The organism is Streptomyces spinoverrucosus (assembly GCF_015712165.1).
Classification (GTDB): domain Bacteria; phylum Actinomycetota; class Actinomycetes; order Streptomycetales; family Streptomycetaceae; genus Streptomyces; species Streptomyces spinoverrucosus_A.
Genome location: NZ_JADPZX010000001.1, coordinates 4,791,524 through 4,805,951 on the forward strand (window position 1 = coordinate 4,791,524; position 14,428 = coordinate 4,805,951).

Sequence of the window (14,428 nt, forward strand, 5' to 3'; positions counted from 1 at the left end):
GGACGCTGGGACCGGCCCGATGGGAACGCGGGGCGGGTCAGATCGCCGGCGTCTCCAGGACCAGGCCGGCGACGTCGATGGCGATGGCGGCGGCCTGGGTGGTGAGGGCGCCGAGCATCACGGCGGTGGCGGTCAGCACGGCGGCGACACGACGGGCAGCTCGCATGGGGGATTTCCTTTCGGATGTGCTCGCCCGAGTCCCCTGGGGGCTGCTCGGGCTTGATCAGGACATCCGGTGGCTGCCCGGCCCTCCGCGCGGCGATGCGGGATATGCCACAAGCTCCCTCATGGGTGGGAAGTGTCCGGCGTGGCGCGCATGAATCCCGGCGTACGCCCGAACGGGTGACGCCAGGACAGGGCCCTAGTCCTCCGCCAGCTCCGCCACCCCTGTGATCCGGTGCAGCGGATACGTGCGGACCTCGTCCGCGGTGTGGTCGTACGCCGTCACGAAGCCGCCCTCCACCCGCACCGGCGCGATCACCCGCTGACTGGCGGCGCCCTCGGCGTTGACGTACCCGATCCACAGGGACTGGCCGGTCAGGACGGCGGCCTGCATGGTGGCGAGGGTCTCGGCGGAGCTGGTGCGCGGCAGGCCGCCGCCGGTGGCGGTCGGCGTGGGGGACTTCCGGGGCGCCGTCGAGGCCAGGTCGCCCGCCCGGATCGCGCGGATCGCGGCCGCGAGCAGCGTGGTGTCGGGCGCGGGCGGGCCCTCCGGCACCGGCTCGGGAGGGGTGCGCGGCGGCGTGCGGTGGGCGAGCGCCCGCGTGATCAGCACGTCGCCCTCGGGGGACTCGGCGGCGGGCGCGAAGCCCAGCCCGCGCAGCCCCTCCAGCAGGGTCGCCGGGTCGGCCTGCGCGGCCAGCACGGTCGGCGCGAGGCGACGCAGCCGCAGTCCGGCGGACCGCTTGTCGGCGAGGATCTCGTTCAGCAGCGCGTCGTCGTCGCAGCGCACATACGCCGAGGCCACGCCCACGCGGAGGTGCCCGTGCCGGCGGGCCACGTCGTCGATCAGGTACGCCAGCGGCTGCGGAACCGGCGTACGGGAGTGCTCGGTGAGGAAGGCGTGCAGGTCGGAGGCGGTGCGGCCGGCGTCCAGGGCGCGGCGTACGGAGGCCGGCGTGAAGCGGTAGACGGTCGCGCCGCCCTTGGACTCCACGTCGGCGAGCACGTCCAGCATGTCCGCGAGGTGCCGCTGCAACGGGCCCGGCGCCACCGCCGTCAGATCGGCCTGGAGCAGGACGTGGTCCAGCGGCTCGGGCAGCAGCGGGGCGAGCAGCCGGGCGGCCGTGGCGGAGGCGACGGACTGCTCGGCGGGGGTGAGGGGCTCCAGGGGCGGGGTGGGGCGGTGGTGCACGGGGAGCTTGTCGCCGGGGCCCTCGGGCTCGTCGGCGGGCGCGTGCGCCGGAGCGTGCGCGCCCAGTAGCGCCCGCCCGTGCGCCGAGAGCGCCCCGCGTCCCGTCACCCCGAGCAACTCGGCCTCGGAGAGCGCCCACTGGGCGAGCCGGACCCGCAGATCGGCGTCAGGGGCGGTGTCCCGTTCCGGGTCCCGTTGGGGGGCGTCCCGCTGTGGGTCGCGCCGCAGCGGCCGCTCCCACCGCAGCCGCGCCAGCACCGACTCACCCGCGGGAGCCGCCCCCTCCGGCAACTGCGCCAGCAGGCTCAGCACCCGGTGCCGTACCTCCGGAGCGGCCGACCGGTCGAGCCCCGGACCCAGCGCGGCCAGCGCGCGGTCCTTCGCGTCCCGGCCGCCCACCAGCCCCGCCGTTCGGGTCGCCGCCAGCCATGCCTGAGCCAGCAGGGTCCAGCGCTGGGCGGCGGGCTGCTCCAGCCACTCGTCGTAGGCCGGGGTCGCCGCGTACCGCTCGTCGGCCTCCCCGTCGGAGGCGACCAGGCCCGCCGCGTAGGCCAGCTCCACCCAGAAGGCGGCGACCGGCTCGGACACGTCGAGCGCCACGGCGGTCCGCTTCAGGTCGCGGACGCTCAGCCCACCCGCCCGCAGCACCGCCGGACCGCCCTCGTCCCAGTCCTTCAGCAACTCCTCGACGGTCGCCAGCGCGGTGTACGCCTGCCCGGCCGCAGTGGCGTCCACAACCTGTGGACGGTGCGTGGCCGCCGCCTCCACGGGCGGCGGCGCCGGTTCGGTCGTGCGGTGCGCGCGGCCGCCGCGCAGGTGGAGGGCCACCTCGCGGGGGAGTACGACCGTGCCGGGCGCCGTCGGCAACAGCAGGCCGCGGTCCAGCAGCCAGCGCAGCCTCGGCGCCGGATCGGCGGTGACCTGCCCGTACGGCGGCCCCCATACCAGCCGCTCCAGCACCTCCACCGACTCGGCCGGGGCCTCGTCGAGCAGCGCGGACATCCGCTTGCGGTCGGTGAACAGGGCGGTGAGCGCGGCCGTCGCGGAGACGGAGTCGTGCGTGGAGGGCAGCCCGACGGCCGTGACGAGCTCCTGGATCCGGCCCGGCGACATGCCCGCCGTCGCCTCCTGGACGCTCGGTCCCAGGCCGGTCGGGGACGGATGCTGCGGGGTCGGGGCGAGGAGCTCACGGGCGGTGCGCACCAGGCGCAGCCGCTCGTCGGCGCCCCAGACGAGGGCCTGCTCGCGCAGGGTGCCGAGGCCGCGGGGCAGGGCGGCGGCGACGACGGGGTCGCCGTCGTCACCGGCCATGAGCCCGAGCAGTTCCTCGTACGTCGCCGGATCGGCCGCCACGGCCAGCGCCTCGGCCGTCTGCAGCGCGAAGCGGTCCAGCCGCTCCAGGGCGCGGACCACCGAGGCACGGGTGCCGGCGCGGGTGGCGAGCTGGGTGAGGTCGGTGGGGACGGGCGTGATGAGATCGGGCCGGCTGCGCAGGAGCGCGGCCAGCGAGGCGTCGTCCCGCCCGCGAAGCGCCTCCGCGAGGGACCGCGGGGCCGCCGGCTTCTCCTCGGTGCTCATCCGGCCAACGGTAGCGGGTCGGGGTGCCGGGACGTGTGTGGTCACCGGGCGCCGAGGCGAACGAGACGTTTCCCAGATGACGTCCGGGTGAATTTCCTCCGGAGGATTACTCCGACGCCGACCGCACCCGGATCACGCTGGTCACTCTGGGCATTCTGTCAACTGCGCGACGCAGTACGAGGATTGGGGGATCCGGCGGTGTGGTTGGACTTCGACAAACTGGTCGCGATCGGCAGCGTGGCGATCGCCCTCACCGCGTTCCTCTGGTTCCGGTCCGCCCGGGACAACGGGATCGATCTCATCCAGGTGCGGATCGACAGCCAGGCGGCCTCGGTCGCCGCCGTCCGGGAAGGCGCCTACCCGTACTGGCAGACCGAGTACGCCTACACCTACGGAGACCCGCGGGCCACGCCCATCGCCGCATCCTTCCTGCGCTTCCTCAACAGTCAGATCGGCCAGGACATCCTCCGCACGAACGGCAGTTCGAGCTGTGCCCAGACGGAGAACCCGCTCATTTGCGAGCCCACCTGACGTGGCGTCGGTCCCCCCAGCCTGCGCTAACGTCGTGCGATACGGGCAATCCGGCACACCCGCCCCGGAGGGGACAGCGTGGGGATCGAGAGCGACAAGGTCGTCTACGAGTACCTGAGCCGCGTCGGTGACGTGGCTCAGCAGCGGCAGCTGCCCTCCGCCACCCGCATGCGCCTGGTCTCCCAGCTGCGCGACGAGATCGACCGGCGCCGCGCCAAGGCCGTCGTCGACAGTCCCGCCGCCGTCCGCCGCATCCTCGCCCGCATCGGCAGCCCGGACGAGGTGGTCACCGCTGCGGGGGACGGTGGCGGTGCCGTGGAGGCGCCGGCCGCCGCCGTCCCCGTACAGCGGGACAAGCAGGACACGCAGGACGAGCGGGAGAAGGCGGCGCAGTCGAAGGGCAGGGGGCTGCGCCGGATCGTGCCGGGGCCCCGGCACGCCGAGCCCGAGAGTCCACCCCCGCCCGCCGACGCCCCGGCCCCGCCGCACCGCGCCGGCGAGCACGAGCTCGGGGACAGTGCCACCCAGCCCGACTGGTGGCGGGTGGACAGCAGCCCCTTCGGTGTCGGCGACAGCGTGCCCGGGTTCGTCGGCGGCGTGGAGATCCCGGAGCTGCTCAGGCCGCCGGAGGAGAAGAAGGACGCCGAGCCCCGGCCGGCGGCCCCGGAGGCCGAAACGGAGGCCGAGACCGACGCCGGCGAGCCCGCCCCGCGTCGCCGGCTCCTCCCGTCCCCCGGCGACTGGAACAACCCCCTCCTGCTGCTCGCCGCCGCCCTCCTCGTCGCCGGTGCCGTGCTCGGCAATCTGCTCCCGCTGGCCGTCGGCTGGCTCATCGCGTACGCCTCCCGCCGCCTGACCAGGTGGGAGATGAAGTGGGCGGTGATGATCCTGCCCGGCGCCGCGCTCGCCGCCGGTTTCGGCTGGCTGTGGGGCAGGCTCGACGGCCGCTGGGGCACCCCCATCGCCGACGGCGGGATGAACGACGCCCTCGCCGAGACCTGGCCCTGGGTGCTGCGGGGCGCGGCGGTGGCGTCGGCGCTGTTCCTGGTGTGGCGGTCCCAGAGGAAGAGCTGAGCCCCGCCCCGGACCCCGTTCACCTCGCCCCCGCGTTCACTCGGCACAATGGCCCGCATGACCTCGCGCCCCCTCACCGTCGGGTTCGATCTCGACATGACGCTCATCGACTCCCGCCCCGGCATCCACGCCTGCTACCTGGCGCTGGCCGAGCGGACGGGGGCGTACATCGACGCCGATCTCGCCATCACCCGGCTGGGGCCGCCGCTGGAGGAGGAGCTGCGGCACTGGTTCCCGGCGGACGAGGTCCCCGCGGTGGCCGATGTCTACCGGGCGATGTACCCGACGATCGCCATAGCCGCGACCCCCGCCATGGCCGGTGCGCACGAGGCGATGGAGGCCGTGCGCGCGGCCGGTGGACGGACCGTCGTGGTCACCGCCAAGTACGAGCCCAACGCCAAGCTGCACCTCGCCCACCTCGGCATCGAGCCCGACGCGGTGGTCGGCAACCTGTGGGCGGAGGCGAAGGCGGCGGCCCTGCGCGAGCACGGCGCGGGCGTCTACGTCGGCGACCACACCGGCGACATCCGCGGCGCCCGCGCCGCCGAGGCGCTGTCGGTGACGGTGGCGACCGGCCCGTGCGACGCCGAGGAGCTGACGGCGGCGGGCGCGGACGTCGTGCTCACCGGCCTGGGTGAGTTCCCGGCATGGCTTTCGGCCTATCTCGACGCGCCGCGCGCCTGACGCCGCCCCGCCGCGATCGACCGGAGCAGCCCCGCTCCGGCGATCAGGAAGCCGGCCCCCATGAGCATGCTCAATCCGAACATGTACGTCGGAAAAGGCGTCGTACCGAGGAACAGCGGAGCCACCGTGACCAGAGTGGCCACGGCTCCGACGATGAAGACGACGGCACCGGCACGGATCAGTCGGTCACCGGGCGCGGCGGAATTCGGTTGGGTTTTGTCACGCACCGGACCAGGGTAGTTCCCAGCGCGAAGGAACAACCGGGCGACGTCTTGTCACCGGCCTGAAGACCATTAGCCTTGGTACCGGCGGGTCACGGACGACCCGCCCAAGTGCTATCAAGAGCCGTTTCAGAAGCAGTTTTCCGACGAGTACGAGGACGAGGACAGACGTGCCTACCGGCAAGGTCAAGTGGTTCAACAGCGAGAAGGGCTTCGGCTTTCTCTCCCGTGACGACGGCGGTGACGTCTTCGTCCATTCCTCGGTTCTCCCCGCCGGAGTCGAGACGCTCAAGCCGGGACAGCGCGTGGAGTTCGGAGTCGTCGCCGGGCAGCGCGGCGACCAGGCCCTCTCGGTCACCATCCTCGACCCGACCCCGTCGGTCGCGGCGGCGCAGCGCAAGAAGCCGGACGAGCTGGCCTCCATCGTCCAGGACCTGACCACGCTCCTGGAGAACATCACTCCGATGCTCGAAAAGGGCCGTTACCCCGACAAGGCCTCCGGCAAGAAGATCGCCGGCCTGCTCCGCGCGGTCGCCGACCAGCTCGACGTATAAAAGCCGTTTGAACCCGGCGGTCCAAGCCCGATTGGCCCCGGTTAAACCCGTTTGAGCCCGGTTTTACGGGAAATCCAGCGCATCCGGGCCGAGGGGCGGTACCAGCCCCTCGGCCGCCGCACGGGTGAGCAGCCCGCGTACGGCCGCATAGCCGTCCTCGCCGAGGCCGGCGGTGAATTCGTTGACGTACAGCCCGATGTGCTGGTCGGCGACGGCCGGGTCCATCTCCTGGGCGTGTGCCATGACGTACGGCCGGGACGCCTCGGGGTCGTCCCAGGCCATCTGCACGGAGGTGCGGATGGTGTCCGCGAGCCGCGTCAGCGTCTCAGCCCCCAGCGACCGCTTGGCGATGATCGCGCCCAGGGGGATCGGCAGCCCGGTGGTGTGCTCCCAGTGTTCGCCCATGTCGGCGAGCTTGTGCAGGCCGTAGTTCTGGTAGGTGAAGCGCGCCTCGTGGATGACGAGGCCCGCGTCGACCTTCCCGTCCCGTACGGCGGGCATGATCTCGTGGAACGGCATGACCACGATCTCGCCGACCCCGCCGGGCAGCGTGTCGGCGGCCCACAGACGGAACAGCAGATACGCCGTCGACTTCTCGCTCGGCACCGCGACCGTGCGTCCGGTCAGGTCGACGCCCGGCTCCCGGGTCAGCACCAGCGGGCCGCAGCCCCGGCCCAGCGCGCCGCCGCACGGCAGCAGGGTGTAGGTGCCGAGGACGTACGGCAGCACGGCGTACGACACCTTCAGTACGTCCAGCTCGCCGCGCTCGGCCATGGCGTTGGTGATGTCGATGTCCGCGAAGGTCACGTCGAGGCCGGGGGCGCCGGGGACGCGGCCGTGGGCGAGGGCGTCGAAGACGAAGGTGTCGTTGGGGCAGGGGGAGTACGCGATGTGCAGTCGGCTCATGCCGGTTTCCAACTCTCCAGTACGGGTGCCAGCTTCCCGAAGCCGTCCGTGAGGGCCTGAAGGGCCTCGCCGATCCGCCAGCCGGCGCGGTCGCGCGGGCCGACCGGGTTGGAGATCGCGCGCAGCTCCAGCACGGGCGTGCCGTGCGCGGCGGCGGCCTCGGCGACGCCGAAGCCCTCCATGGCCTCGGCGAGGGCACGGGGGTGGTGGGCGCGCAGGGCGATGGCGCGGGCGGCGGTGCCGGTCACCGTGGAGACGGTGAGGACCGTGCCGGGGCGGGCTCCGGTGGCGGTCGCGGCGTCCCGTACGAGTGCTTCCGGCGGACGGTGGGTGACGGTGCCGAAGCCCAGGTCGGTGACCGGCAGGAAGCCCTCGGCGGTCTCGGCGCCGAGGTCGGCGGCGGTGATCTCGTCGGCGACGACCAGGGAGCCGACGGGCGCCTCGGGTACGAAGCCGCCGGCGATGCCGGTGGAGACGACCAGGGCGTAGGGCCTGCCGTGCAGGGCGGCGGCCGTGAGGGCGGTCGCGGTGCGGGCGGCGGCCAGGGCGGGGCCGACACCGGCGGCGAGCAGGTCGGGGCCGGCGGGGAGGCGGTGCAGGGTGACCGGGGTGACCGGGGTGACCGCGGCGCCGGGCAGCGGGACCTCGGTGGCGTGGCCCGGGAAGGCCCGTGCCACCGCGTCCCGTTCGGCGGGGACCGCGGTGGCCACGAGGATGCGTGCGGCGGCGGACGTGATCAGGCGTCCTTCTTCAGCTTGAAGGACCACACGCCGGTGACCTCCTGCTCGCCCTCCTTGATGGAGACCAGCGTGGAGTTGCCCTGGGCACCGTACTGGGCGTTGAAGAACACGCTGCCCGGGATGGTGCGGTAGGTCTTGGTGCTGGCGTCGGTGAGCGGCTGGCCGTTCATCAGGATCGTCCAGCCCTTGTCCGCGATCTCCGGGTCCACACCGAAGCGGACGGTTTCGTCGGGGTCGACCGAGATGGCCTTGATGTCGGTGTCCTTCAGACACTCGGCCAGCTCGCTGGTCTTCACGGCGGCGCCGTCGTTGTAGCAGGTCGCCTCGGCGTTGACCGAGCTGGAACCGACGGTGATCGTCGACACGGGCGACGGCTTGTCGCAGGCCGACAGGACAAGCAGTCCGGCGGAAACGGCGCCGGCGGCGGCGACGGCGCGGCGGCGTCGCACAGCGGATTGCATGGTCATGGTCGAAGGCTATCGGGCGCGTCCAGTCCCCTCCCCATGCGGGGGTAAGGGGCGTGCCGTCGGTTAGGCCACTCGCGGGTCTGGACGCCGTTGTGCCGGGGCGGGGGTCAGGCGCTTTGGGGGTGTGGGTGTTGTTGTGTCGGGCCGGGGGCTGGTGACTCGCGGGTGTGGGCGTTGCTGTGTCGGGCCGGGGGCTGGCGACTCGCGGTGGTGGGTGTTGCTGTGCTGTGCCGGGGGCATGCGCTTCGGGGGTGTGGGTGTTGCTGTGCCGGGGCGGGGCTGGCGACTCGCGGGGCGGGCGTTGCTGTGCCCGGGCGGGGGCTGGTCACTCGCGGGTCTGGACGCCGTTGTGCCGGGGGCGGGGTCAGGCGACTCGTGGGCGTGTGCGGCCGCCGTGTCGGGCGGAGGTGAGCAGGCCGCGGACCGTGGTGAGCCAGCCGGTGGCCAGGACGACGGCGCCGACCGTCATGCCCAGGGTGCCGTTCAGCGGCAGGGCGATGCCGATCGCGCCCCCGAGCACCCAGGACATCTGCAGCAGCGTCTCCGAGCGCGCGAACGCCGAGGTGCGCACCAGTTCCGGTACGTCCCGCTGGATCAGCGCGTCCAGCGACAGCTTGGCCAGCGCCTGCGAGAACCCGGCCACCGCCGCCAGGCACGCCACCAGGAACGCGCTGAAGAACAGCGCCGCCGTGACCGCCACCGCCAGCTCGATCGCGACGACCGTCACGATGATCACCTCCGGCGCCCGCGCCTTCAGCCACGCCCCGACCGCCGTGCCGAGCGCGTTGCCCACCCCGGCCGCGACCGCCACCATGCCCAGCGACACCGCCGCGCTCTGCCCGGCCAGCGGATGCTGACGCAGCAGGAACGCCAGGAAGAAGATCAGGAACCCGGCCAGGCAGCGGATCGCCGCGTTCACGGCCAGGGCGTGCGTGACCGCGATGCCGACCGTGCGCAGGCCGGGGCGTTTGACGGGCTTGCGGTGCGGCCCGTGCAGATGCGCCTCGTCCGCGGCGAGCAGCGCCGTGTCCTCGCCCTTGGCCGAGTCGACCTTGTGCGGCAGGGAGAAGGAGAGGACCGTACCGGCGACGAAGATCACGAAGGCGCCGTACAGCGGCCAGCGCGGGCCGAGCGCCTGGAGTCCCGCTGCGATCGGCGCGGCCACCCCCGTGGCGAGCAGGCCGCCGAGGGTGACCCGGGAATTGGCCTTCACCAGGGAGAAGCGGGGCGGCAGCAGCCGGGGCACGACGGCACTGCGTACGACCCCGTAGGCCTTGGACGCCACGAGAACGCCGAGCGCCGCCGGGTACATCTCGATGCTGCCGGTGATCACCGCGCCGGACAGCACCAGCGCGAGCAGCGCCCGGGCCAGCATCGCGCCCGCCATCGCCGCGCGGCGGCCGTGCGGCAGGCGGTCGAGGAGGGGGCCGATCACCGGCGCGAGGAGCGTGAACGGCGCCATCGTGATCGCGAGGTAGAGGGCGACGCGGCCGCGGGCCTCGTCGGTGGGCACGGCGAAGAAGACGGTGGTGGCGAGGGCGACGGTGATCATGACGTCGCCGGCGCCGTTCACGCCGTGCAGTTCGATCAGTTTGCCGAGGCCGGACTCGCCGGCGCCGTGCGCGTGCGTGGCCTTGCGGATGCCGCGGGCGGGGCCGGTCACCGGGAAGTGCAGGGCACGGCCGACCGAGCGGAGCCGGCCGCCCGTCCGGCCTGCTCCGCCGCGTTGGTTGTTCCCCTTGACCCCACCCGTCCCGGAGGTGCCCTGGGGCGACCTTGCGGTTGCCACGACGTTCATAGTGCCCTGAGATGGGCGTCGGTAGTGTGCTTCCGGCGCGTATGGACGCGCACTTCGTGGTGATCATGTCCCGCCGGTGTAGGCCCAGCGGCGGTGAAGGGGTAGCGTGCGTAGCGCGCCGTGGCGAACGTTCTCGGCCGCGCGCCTCTCGGCCATCCCGCAGAATGGATGACACAGGTGCGCCCGAGCGCGACAGGGCGCGGACGTCGACGCGGTCCCCAGGTCCGCTCCGTCCGCCCCGTCGCCTTCCGGCAGGCGCACTGAGAGACGGCGTAGGAGAGAAGCGATACCTGTGAGCGCAGCGACAACGCGAAGCCGCACCCCCGACCGCCTGTGCGCCGAGGCCGTCGATCTAGCCCGCGCCGCGGCCGAGGAGGCCGCCGCGCCCGGCGTAGTCGGGGAGCACGTGGGTCTGGCCTCCGAGGGGGACCGCGTTGTCACGCACTTCTTCGAGTGCAGGGAGCTCGGGTACCGCGGCTGGCGCTGGGCCGTGACCGTGGCGCGGGCGTCGCGCGCGAAGGTCGTGACGCTGGACGAGGTCGTCCTGCTGCCTGGCCCGGACGCGCTGCTGGCGCCGGAGTGGGTGCCGTGGAGCGAGCGCCTGCGCCCCGGCGACATGGGGCCGGGGGATCTGCTGCCCACGGACGCCGAGGATCTGCGGCTGGAGCCGGGCTGGTCCGGCGAGGAGGCGCCGCTGCCGAACGCCGCGGTCTCCGAGGACATGGCGGAGCTGGTCGAGGCCGAGGACGCCGAGGTCACCGCCGGACCGCCGGCGACGCTGCCGACCGCGCCCACGCGCGGCTCCATCGCGGCGGTCGCGGAGGAACTGGGCATGCGGCGGGCCCGGGTGCTGTCCCGGTACGGGCTGCATGTGGCCGCCGATCGCTGGGAGGAGGCGTTCGGCCCGAAGACGCAGATGGCGCAGGCGGCTCCGGCGGCGTGCGTCTCCTGTGGCTTCCTGGTGCCGATCGGCGGGTCGCTGGGGCAGGCCTTCGGGGTCTGCGCGAACGAGTTCTCACCGGCCGACGGCCGGATGGTGTCGCTTTCGTACGGGTGCGGGGGGCACTCCGAGGCGGCGGTCATGCCGAAGCCGCCGCAGCCGGCTCCGCCGGTGATCGACGAGACGCGGGTGGATCCGTTTCCACTGCGACCGGCGCGTGATTCGGGCTCCGTGCCGGAGGTCTCCGACGAGTCGGCGGCGGAGTTGGGGCATTCGTAGGCGTGCGGGTGTGAGGGTGGTCGCGGTCCCTGGGGGCCGCGCCCCCAGACCCCTCGGCCTTGCGGCCTCTTCCTCGAACGCCGGACGGCCGAGACGGCCGGCGCCGCTGACATGGTGAAGTCACCGTCGTCCCGTGCTCGCGATACCTTCTCCTCACGGCGATGAGGAGAGTGAACGTGAGCAAGTTCGTGCGGCCGGCGGCCGAGGGGGCCGATCCGTTCGGCACCGCCCGGCTGCGGCGCGGAGTGCTGGACGCGTGGGCCACCAGTCCGGCGCGGTTCCGGGAGGACGCCAACGCCGAGGAGGACCTCGTCCTCGGTGGCTACCGGGACCGGCTCGTCGTCGAGCTGGCCCAGAACGCCGCCGACGCGGCCGCCCGCGCCGGCGTGCCCGGCCGGCTGCGTCTCACCCTCCGTGACGGTGTCCTCGTCGCCGCCAACACCGGCGCCCCGCTGGACGCGGCCGGCGTCGAGTCGCTGGCCACGCTGCGGGCCTCCGCCAAGCGGGACACGCCGACGGTCGGCCGGTTCGGCGTCGGCTTCGCGGCCGTCCTCGCTGTCACCGACGAGCCCGCCGTCGTCGGCCGGCACGGCGGTGTCCGCTGGTCCCTCGCCGAGGCCCGTGACCTCGCCGCCGACACCGCCCGGCACAGCCCCGGGCTGGGCGACGAGATCCGGCGCCGGGACGGTCACGTACCCCTGCTGCGGTTGCCGTTCGCCGCCGAAGGAACCGCTCCCGACCCGTACGACACCGTCGTCATCCTGCCCCTGCGCGACGCGGCCGCCGCCGACCTGGCCGAACGGCTCCTGCACGCCGTCGACGACAGCCTGCTGCTCACCCTGTCGGGACTGGAGGAGGTCGTCGTCGAGATCGGCGCCGACGCTCCCCGCACGCTGTGTCGGCGGGCCGAGGGTGCCCTGACCGTCGTGGAGGACTCGCGGGACGGCACCACTCGGTGGCGTACCGCCGCCGCGCACGGGCCGCTCACGCCCGAACTGCTCGCCGACCGGCCGGTCGAGGAGCGGCTGCGCCCGTACTGGTCGCTCACCTGGGCGGTGCCCGTGGACGGCGACGACACCCCCGCACGCCCGCGCACCAGCCCCGTCGTCCACGCCCCCACCCCCAGCGACGAGCCCCTCGGCGTGCCCGCCCTGCTCATCGCGTCCTTCCCGCTGGACACCACCCGGCGGCACGCCGCCCCCGGCCCGCTGACCGACTTCCTGGTCGGCAAGGCCGCCGACGCGTACGCCGAACTGCTCGCCGAGTGGCGGCCGGTGACCGAGGGGATCATCGACCTGGTGCCCGGCCCGCTGGGCAAGGGCGAACTGGACGGGGCGCTGCGGCAGGCGATCCTTCAGCGGCTGCCGCGCACGTCCTTCCTGCCTCCGGCCGGTACCGGGCCCGACGAGGACCTGCCCGAGTCGCTGCGGCCGCGTGACGCCGAGGTCGTCGAGGGCGCCGGGGCGGAGACCGTGCGCGTGCTCGCCGAGGTGCTGCCCACCCTGCTGCCCGCCGGGCTGGAGCGCCGGGTGGAGCTGCGCACGCTGGGCGTCGCCCGGGTCCGGCTGACCGACGCCGTCGACCGGCTGGCCGGGCTGGAGAAGGAGCCCGGCTGGTGGCGGCGGCTGTACGACAGCCTCGCGGGCGTCGACCCCGACCGGCTCTCCGGCCTGCCCGTACCGCTGGCGGACGGCCGTACGACCATCGGCCCCCGCCAGGTCCTCCTCCCCACCCCCGACGCCGTCCGTATCGACCCCGAGATCCTCGCCCGGCTCGGCCTGAAGGTCGCCCACCCGGACGCCGCGCACCCGCTGCTGGAGAAGCTGGGCGCGCTGCCCGCGACACCCCGCGCGGTCCTGACCACCCCGCAGGTGCGGGCCGCGGTCGCGGGCTCCCTCGACGACGAGGGCGGCCCGTCCTGGGAGGAGGACGCGCTGGACGCCGAGGAGCTGGCGGACACCGTCCTCTCTCTCGTCCGCGACGCCGGTCTCGAACCCGGTGACGAACCCTGGCTGGGCGCCCTCGCGCTCCCCGACGAGGAGGGGGAGCCGGCCCCCGCAGGCGAACTGGTCTTTTCCGGCAGCCCCTTCGCGCGGGTCATGCGCGAGGGCGAACTTGCCGCAGTCGACGCCGAGTTGGCCGAACGCTTCGGCGAGGAGCCGCTCGCCGCGTGCGGTGTGCTGGTCAACTTCGCCCTCGTACGCGCCACCGACGTCGTCCTCGACCCCGACGAACTGGAGCCCCGCGAAGGGGACTACGCCGAGCCGGACGACCCCGGTCTGCTGGACGCGGTGGACGTGTGGTGCGAGGACATCCTCGACCGCTTCCCCGACTCGCCGGTGCCGCCGGTCGCCACCGAGCTGGTCGCCGTACGGGACCTGGACCTGGTGGACGACGACAAGTGGCCGCAGGCCCTCGCCCTGCTCGCCCAGCCGCCGCTGCGGGACGCGCTCACGCAGCCGGTACGGATCCTGCTGCCCGACGGCACACATGAGGTCGTACGGCCGTACACCGCGTGGTGGCTGCGGGGTCACCCGGTGCTGGACGGCCGCCGCCCGGCCGGTCTCCTCGCCTCCGGCGGCGACCCGCTCCTGCGCGGCCTGTACGACGAGGCCGACGCGACGGGTTTCCACGACGAGCAGGTGCTCCGGGCGCTCGGCGTACGCACCTCGGTGGCGGCCCTCCTCGACGAGCCGGGCGGCGCGGCCGAGCTGCTGGACCGGCTCGCCGACCCCGAGCGGTCCCTCACCGGCGCCCAACTGCACGCCCTCTACGGCGCGTTGGCCGAGCTGGACCCCGAGCAGGTGACGCTCCCGGACGAGGTGCGCGCGGTCGTCGACGGCCGGGTCGAGGTCGTGGACGCGGCCGACGCGGTGGTCGTCGACTCGCCCGACCTGCTGCCCTTCACCGAGGGCGTGCCCCTGCTGCCGGTGCCGCCGTCCCGGGCGGTCGAGCTGGCGGAGCTGTTCCAGGTGCGGCGGCTGAGCGAGTCCGTGACGGGTTCGGTGGACTCCGAGGGCACCGAGCACGACGTACCGGAGCCGGTACGGGTGCTGCTGGGCGCGCGGACCCCGCAGTCGTACGTCGAGCACGAGGAGCTCGTCGTGGACGGTGTGGAGATCGACTGGCGGCTGACCGACGACGGCGTGCTGCACGCGGCGACCCTGGAGGGCGTCGCGGCCGGGCTGGCCTGGGCGGCGGGGCAGTGGCCGCGGCGGTTCGAGGTGGCGGCGCTGCTGGAGGATCCGTCGCGGACGGAGGAGCTGGCTCGGGATCGCTGGTTCGACTGAGCCGTTCGAGCG

Annotated in this window: 13 protein-coding genes; 6 read left to right on the forward strand and 7 right to left on the reverse strand. The window is 74.0% G+C overall.

Annotated features, from left to right (window positions below; all coding sequences use genetic code 11):
- Positions 1-37: 37 nt before the first annotated feature.
- Together I2W78_RS41185 and I2W78_RS21780 are read right to left on the reverse strand one after the other, a co-directional pair.
- Positions 38-166, reverse strand: coding sequence for a hypothetical protein (locus I2W78_RS41185; protein ID WP_269066572.1), 129 nt, complete (start codon positions 164-166; stop codon positions 38-40).
- 195 nt (positions 167-361) lie between these two features.
- Positions 362-2,932, reverse strand: a complete 2,571-nt coding sequence (locus tag I2W78_RS21780) for a helicase C-terminal domain-containing protein (RefSeq protein ID WP_196461946.1) — start codon at positions 2,930-2,932, stop codon at positions 362-364.
- A gap of 198 nt (positions 2,933-3,130) precedes the next feature.
- On the opposite strand from I2W78_RS21780, the gene I2W78_RS21785 reads away from it, so the two are divergent.
- From I2W78_RS21785 to I2W78_RS21795, 3 genes are all read left to right on the forward strand, one after another.
- Entirely contained in the window at positions 3,131-3,463 is a 333-nt protein-coding gene (locus I2W78_RS21785) for a hypothetical protein (RefSeq protein WP_196461947.1), read from the forward strand.
- A 78-nt stretch (positions 3,464-3,541) separates the two neighbouring features.
- Positions 3,542-4,537 (forward strand): hypothetical protein, encoded by a 996-nt coding sequence (locus I2W78_RS21790; protein WP_196461948.1) that lies wholly within the window; start codon positions 3,542-3,544, stop codon positions 4,535-4,537.
- 48 nt (positions 4,538-4,585) lie between these two features.
- Positions 4,586-5,221, forward strand: coding sequence for an HAD family hydrolase (locus I2W78_RS21795; protein WP_196461949.1), 636 nt, complete (start codon positions 4,586-4,588; stop codon positions 5,219-5,221).
- Here I2W78_RS21795 and I2W78_RS21800 read toward each other — a convergent pair.
- The gene (locus tag I2W78_RS21800) at positions 5,197-5,448 is read right to left on the reverse strand and encodes a hypothetical protein (protein ID WP_196461950.1); all 252 of its coding nucleotides are present in this window, start codon (positions 5,446-5,448) and stop codon (positions 5,197-5,199) included. The two genes, I2W78_RS21795 and I2W78_RS21800, sit on opposite strands and share 25 nt — an antisense overlap.
- A gap of 164 nt (positions 5,449-5,612) precedes the next feature.
- Here I2W78_RS21800 and I2W78_RS41455 point away from each other — a divergent pair, with 164 nt between their 5' ends.
- Positions 5,613-5,996 (forward strand): cold-shock protein, encoded by a 384-nt coding sequence (locus tag I2W78_RS41455; RefSeq protein WP_186284442.1) that lies wholly within the window; start codon positions 5,613-5,615, stop codon positions 5,994-5,996.
- 63 nt (positions 5,997-6,059) lie between these two features.
- Here I2W78_RS41455 and I2W78_RS21810 read toward each other — a convergent pair whose 3' ends face one another.
- The 4 genes from I2W78_RS21810 to I2W78_RS21825 form a co-directional block, all read right to left on the reverse strand.
- Positions 6,060-6,902: a 1,4-dihydroxy-6-naphthoate synthase gene (locus tag I2W78_RS21810; RefSeq protein ID WP_196461951.1), complete on the reverse strand. Its 843-nt coding sequence runs from the start codon at positions 6,900-6,902 to the stop codon at positions 6,060-6,062.
- The gene (locus I2W78_RS21815) at positions 6,899-7,669 is read right to left on the reverse strand and encodes a futalosine hydrolase (RefSeq protein ID WP_307783726.1); all 771 of its coding nucleotides are present in this window, start codon (positions 7,667-7,669) and stop codon (positions 6,899-6,901) included. Before I2W78_RS21815 ends, I2W78_RS21810 begins: the two co-directional genes overlap by 4 nt.
- Entirely contained in the window at positions 7,639-8,109 is a 471-nt protein-coding gene (locus I2W78_RS21820) for a DUF2771 domain-containing protein (RefSeq protein ID WP_196461952.1), read from the reverse strand. Before I2W78_RS21820 ends, I2W78_RS21815 begins: the two co-directional genes overlap by 31 nt.
- A gap of 364 nt (positions 8,110-8,473) precedes the next feature.
- The gene (locus tag I2W78_RS21825) at positions 8,474-9,898 is read right to left on the reverse strand and encodes an MFS transporter (RefSeq protein WP_196461953.1); all 1,425 of its coding nucleotides are present in this window, start codon (positions 9,896-9,898) and stop codon (positions 8,474-8,476) included.
- Between the two features lie 301 nt (positions 9,899-10,199).
- Here I2W78_RS21825 and I2W78_RS21830 point away from each other — a divergent pair, with 301 nt between their 5' ends.
- Both I2W78_RS21830 and I2W78_RS21835 read left to right on the forward strand, forming a co-directional pair.
- Positions 10,200-11,126 (forward strand): DUF3027 domain-containing protein, encoded by a 927-nt coding sequence (locus I2W78_RS21830; RefSeq protein ID WP_196461954.1) that lies wholly within the window; start codon positions 10,200-10,202, stop codon positions 11,124-11,126.
- Between the two features lie 176 nt (positions 11,127-11,302).
- A complete protein-coding gene (locus tag I2W78_RS21835) occupies positions 11,303-14,416 on the forward strand; it encodes a sacsin N-terminal ATP-binding-like domain-containing protein (protein WP_196461955.1) in 3,114 nt (1,037 codons plus the stop codon).
- Positions 14,417-14,428: the final 12 nt, after the last annotated feature.

What these genes read in the sequence shown, in the direction of transcription:
- I2W78_RS21795 (WP_196461949.1), top strand. Translation starts at nt 4,586, where the DNA reads ATGGCCCGCATGACCTCGCGCCCCCTCACCGTCGGGTTCGATCTCGAC.
- I2W78_RS21780 (WP_196461946.1), bottom strand. Translation starts at nt 2,932, where the DNA reads ATGAGCACCGAGGAGAAGCCGGCGGCCCCGCGGTCCCTCGCGGAGGCG.
- I2W78_RS41185 (WP_269066572.1), bottom strand. Translation starts at nt 166, where the DNA reads ATGCGAGCTGCCCGTCGTGTCGCCGCCGTGCTGACCGCCACCGCCGTG.
- I2W78_RS21810 (WP_196461951.1), bottom strand. Translation starts at nt 6,902, where the DNA reads ATGAGCCGACTGCACATCGCGTACTCCCCCTGCCCCAACGACACCTTC.
- I2W78_RS21820 (WP_196461952.1), bottom strand. Translation starts at nt 8,109, where the DNA reads ATGACCATGCAATCCGCTGTGCGACGCCGCCGCGCCGTCGCCGCCGCC.